The sequence below is a fragment of the Methanoculleus sp. UBA413 genome (genome assembly GCF_002502935.1).
Classification (GTDB): Archaea; Halobacteriota; Methanomicrobia; order Methanomicrobiales; family Methanoculleaceae; genus Methanoculleus; species Methanoculleus bourgensis.
On the sequence record NZ_DAQR01000072.1, the window covers coordinates 7,891 to 12,191 of the forward strand.

General features: G+C 58.5%; 3 protein-coding genes and 1 pseudogene. 2 read left to right on the forward strand and 2 right to left on the reverse strand.

Annotated features, from left to right (window positions below; translation table 11 throughout):
* Positions 1-156: pseudogene (pstB, locus tag BP858_RS05540) on the forward strand (phosphate ABC transporter ATP-binding protein); the annotation flags it as partial.
* Between the two features lie 7 nt (positions 157-163).
* Positions 164-814, forward strand: a complete 651-nt coding sequence (phoU, locus tag BP858_RS05545) for a phosphate signaling complex protein PhoU (protein WP_286879055.1) — start codon at positions 164-166, stop codon at positions 812-814.
* 6 nt (positions 815-820) lie between these two features.
* Here the strand turns inward: phoU and BP858_RS05550 are convergent, their stop codons facing one another.
* Together BP858_RS05550 and BP858_RS05555 are read right to left on the reverse strand one after the other, a co-directional pair.
* Entirely contained in the window at positions 821-1,165 is a 345-nt protein-coding gene (locus BP858_RS05550) for a DUF389 domain-containing protein (RefSeq protein ID WP_286879059.1), read from the reverse strand.
* A 355-nt stretch (positions 1,166-1,520) separates the two neighbouring features.
* Positions 1,521-3,767, reverse strand: a complete 2,247-nt coding sequence (locus tag BP858_RS05555; protein ID WP_286879057.1) for an efflux RND transporter permease subunit — start codon at positions 3,765-3,767, stop codon at positions 1,521-1,523.
* Positions 3,768-4,301: the final 534 nt, after the last annotated feature.

The following is a 4,301-nucleotide window of genomic DNA, read 5'->3' on the forward strand; positions in this document are numbered from 1 at the left end:
ATCGTGACCCACAACATGCAGCAGGCAGCCCGGGTCAGCGACGTTGTGGGGTTCATGTACCTGGGACGGTTGATCGAGTTCGGGCCGACTGCCCGGATCTTTGAGAACCCGCAGGAAGAGCTGACCAACAACTACGTGACCGGACGTTTCGGATAGGATACCCATGGTTAACAAGTACCGTGAAGAACTGAAGGACCTCAAGGACATGGTCCGGGAGCAGGGGGTGTTCGCCTACGGTATGCTCTCCCTTGCGATGACCGCCCTGCAGGATCAGGATCCCGAACTTGCCAGGCAGGTGCATGCCCGGAGAGTGGAACTCGCAGAGCGGAACCTCGCCATCGAGGAGGCGGCACTCCGGCTCATCGCGCTCTACCAGCCCATGGCACGCGACCTCCGCTCAATCGTCTGTGCGCTCCGGATGAATGTTGCTCTCTTCCGTATCGGCCGATACGGGAAGGATATCGCCAATCTCGTGGAAGGGTTATCAGAAAAGCCGCATATCGGGAACCTGATGAATCTGCCGCATATGGCCGATCTGGTCTGCGCCATGATCGACGATGCCCTCAAGGCTTACCGGACAGAGGATATCGTGCTCATCGAGGGGATGTCGCGCCGGGATGATGTCGTGGACGACCTCAGGTATGCCATCTTCAGGGAGAGTGTCACCTACATGATGGAGGACCCGAAAAACATCACCCGGTGTATGGACTATGTGATGGTCGCACGATATCTGGAGCGTTGCGGTGACTACGCCTGTGATATCGCCGAGCAGGTCTGCTACATGGTCACCGGTGAGCGGGTGGAGGTTAAGTGATACAAACTACCTCCACATCAACCAGGTGAGCCAGAGAAGCAGGGCGAAGAGAAGCACGATCAGTACGACCGACCGTATCAGGTACCGTTTTGCGACGGCCTTGTCGCGGGCCTCCCGGGGTTCGACCTTCAGCAGGGTCACGGCGACGAGCGCACCCGCTATCAGCCCGACGATCTGCCCGGCCACCAGCAGTGCAGACGAGATCAGGCTCACGGGCTCGAGCACCAGAACAAGACCGGTCACGACCGTCGGCGGAATGATGGCGGCAGCGATGGCAACGCCGGCGATCACCTCTGAAGTGCCCCGGTTGAACGCCAGCACCGCCGCGAACCCCCCACCCCGCCCGCCTATTCGGCGCTCCTCCCCCCGCCCCTACCGGGGGCGGGGGCAGTGTGTGGCGATACCCGGGAAAAACCTGTCAGCGCTTTTGACGCTGGCTATTGCTCATTCTTTGCGAACGTGCGTCAGCATACTCTGAACCAAGTGGATATTCGATCGCAGGGCACTTTTGGGATGTGCTCTAGGGATCCGTTTCCAATTTTGAGGGGATTTTTATGTAAAATTTAGGTGAAATGCTCCAGTAGTGCCCGTGAGCGCAAAGAAGTAAGTTCCAGGAATTTTGGTTGTCTGTGCCTGGTTGAGTACCTTTCGAAAAACCAACCTGTTGTGGATAAAAAAGAGGGGGTTCCCGGGCAGCATCCCGGACCTAGAGTGAGGCAGGTGCGGTCTCTGCGCTCTCATTCGTATCCTGCCGGCTGAACCGGTCCATCAGGGAGAGGACCGCCGGCATGACGAGGATCGCGCCGAGGAGCGAGAACCCGACAGTGATGACCGTCACGATGCCGAAGTTGCTGATGATGTTAAACGTGGAGAGCAGCAGCGCCGAGAATCCAAAGACCGTCGTCATGCCTGACACGGTGATAGCCGTTCCGATCTTCTGGACTGCCTGCTGGATCGCCTCGTGCCTCTCCTTTCCGCGTCTCCGCTCTTCCTGGAACCGCTCCATGATCAGGATGGTGTACTCCGAGGCCACCCCGATCGTCATCGACCCGAGCACCGCGGTCAGCGGCGTGTAGTCAAGGCCGAGCAGGTACATGATCGCCCCGTTCCAGCCTACAATGAAGATGATCGGGATGACCGGTGAGACCGCAGTCAGCTTCCTATAGACAAGGAGCAGGAAGACGAAGATCATCCCGAACCCGAGGACCGTCATTGTCGTCTTGCTCTCCGAGATGTCGGTCATCAGGTTGGTGAACATCTCGATCATCCCTGTCGGTTCTGCAGTGATCCCCGGTGGCGGGTAGTTCCATGCAACATCGCTCTTCATCCGGTCCACGAGCGAGAGGGCAACCTCGTTCTCCATCTCCACAAGGCCAAACTCGATGACCGTCTCGGTGTCGCCGCTCAGGTACGGCTTCTTCGTCTCCTCAGGGATGCGCGCCAGGACCGCGTCGACCTCCTGCTGGGTCGTCGGCATCCTGCCGTCGTTGTACTGGACCAGGTAGGTGACGATACTCGTGGCCGATGTGATCTTATCGTTGTTGGCTACCTCATAGTCCTCAAACTTTTTTATCCATGTCAGGGTGTCCAGGTTCGTGACGCCGTCGCCCCTGATATAGAGCGGCAGGGTATCTGTCGATCCCATGGTGCGCCGCATCTTCTGCAGGTCGACAACTGCAGACATATCGTCGGGGACGAAGGTCTCTTCATCCGAGTTGATGGGGATGGAGGCATCGAGCTGTACGCCGACAAGCGCGACAAGCCCGAGGACCAGAAGGATCGGGACCGGGTGTTTTGCGATCTTCCCCGCAACGCCACCGAGGAACCGGTCATATGCCTCCATGGTAGAACCGGTGGACTCGTTACCTGTTGCTTTCGGCCGGTACTTGACCAGAATGCCGAACGTCGGGACGATGATCAGGGCCGAGATGTAGCAGAAGACCACCCCCATGACGCAGACCAGACCGAAGTCGCGGACCATCGGCACGGGAGATATCCACATGGCGATGAACCCAAGCGACGTCGCAATCATCGCATACAGGATTGCGGGGCCTGAGTTCCGGATGGTCGTTATCGCCGCTTCCTGGATTGGGGCGTGCCGTGCCTCCTCATCGAACCGGGACTGAAACTGGATGGCGTAGTCGATACCGATTCCGATCAGCACCGGGAACGCGCCGATCACGACCATACTGATCGGGATCCCGACAAGCCCCATGGTGCCGAAGGTCAGGATAAGTCCTGTCCCCACCACGAAGACCGGCAGGAACCGGTAACGGACGTGCCCGAAGAGGAGGCCCACGGCCAGTACCATGAGGAGCATGGCGGCACCGATCAGCACGCCCATCGAGTCGTTGATCTCCTCGCCCATCTGCTTGGCGAAAGCAGGCGAACCGGTCACGGTCACCTTGACGCCCGGGGGCGCATCAGAGAAACTGATGCGCGACTCAATGCTGTCGAGGACCTGATCCCGGGTATCCTTGGAGACGCCTGGCGCGAGGGTGACGACGCTGATCGTCATCATATTGGACGGGAGGTACCGGGAGAGGAGTTCAGGCGGCACCTTCTCTTTTGCCATGATGATCTCAGCTTCAGATGCAGGGAGCGCGCCCCCGTTCACCTGCTTCACCATATCGATGACGCTCAGGGTTCCGGCGACGTACTCCTCGCGGCCGATCTCGGATTGTAACTGGTCGATATACGCCAGGACGTCGGTATCGAGGACGTTGTCGCACTCGAAGAGCAACATGACCGAATCGGACTTGAATGTGTCCAGGTACTTATCGAGCAGGGCACCGCGGGGAGTACTCTTGTCGATGTAGGTATCCCTCCCCGTCTCCATGGTGGTCTGGCCCATGCCGTAGAGTGCAATGATAAAGACGAGAATAAAGATCGCAGCGACTGCCATCGGCCGCCGCGTAATACTCTCGCCAATCAACTGGAATGGTGATCTCATGCTCTGCCTCTGTTCTAGTATACATCTCCGCCGCATGAAGATAAATTATTTGTTGCGAAAGAGACAACAAACTTGGTGCCGGGCTGTCGGCCCTGGTGGAGCCGGCGCCGGATACGGGTTGCAGGAAAATGGGCGTACTGCATACCGGAAATATTTTTCCCTGAAACCTCCGGTCCAGGTGACCAGGGCTCTCGGGCCTATCTGTGTCCTGGAGACGGCTGCCGCATCGGAGGGAGACCCTCCCTGCCCCCGCCACAGTCTACCGCTACATCGACAGGCCCGGTGAAAGGCCAGACCGAGGCTCCTCCTCAACCAGTCGCTGCGTCATGTCGCCCAAAATGCCCAAATCCCGCACTGTCCCCTCGTGCCTTCGCATGAAGCAACGTTGCGTGTGAAATATTCGATGCAATTGCTTCACTACGGCCTGGACATTGTTTTCATCCGCGCAGTCTCTCGTCATGGCTCATCATGCTGGTTTCATTATTCAGCACGCGTTTGCGCTGGCGTAACCGCATCCCTCTCCAGCAGGCGTGC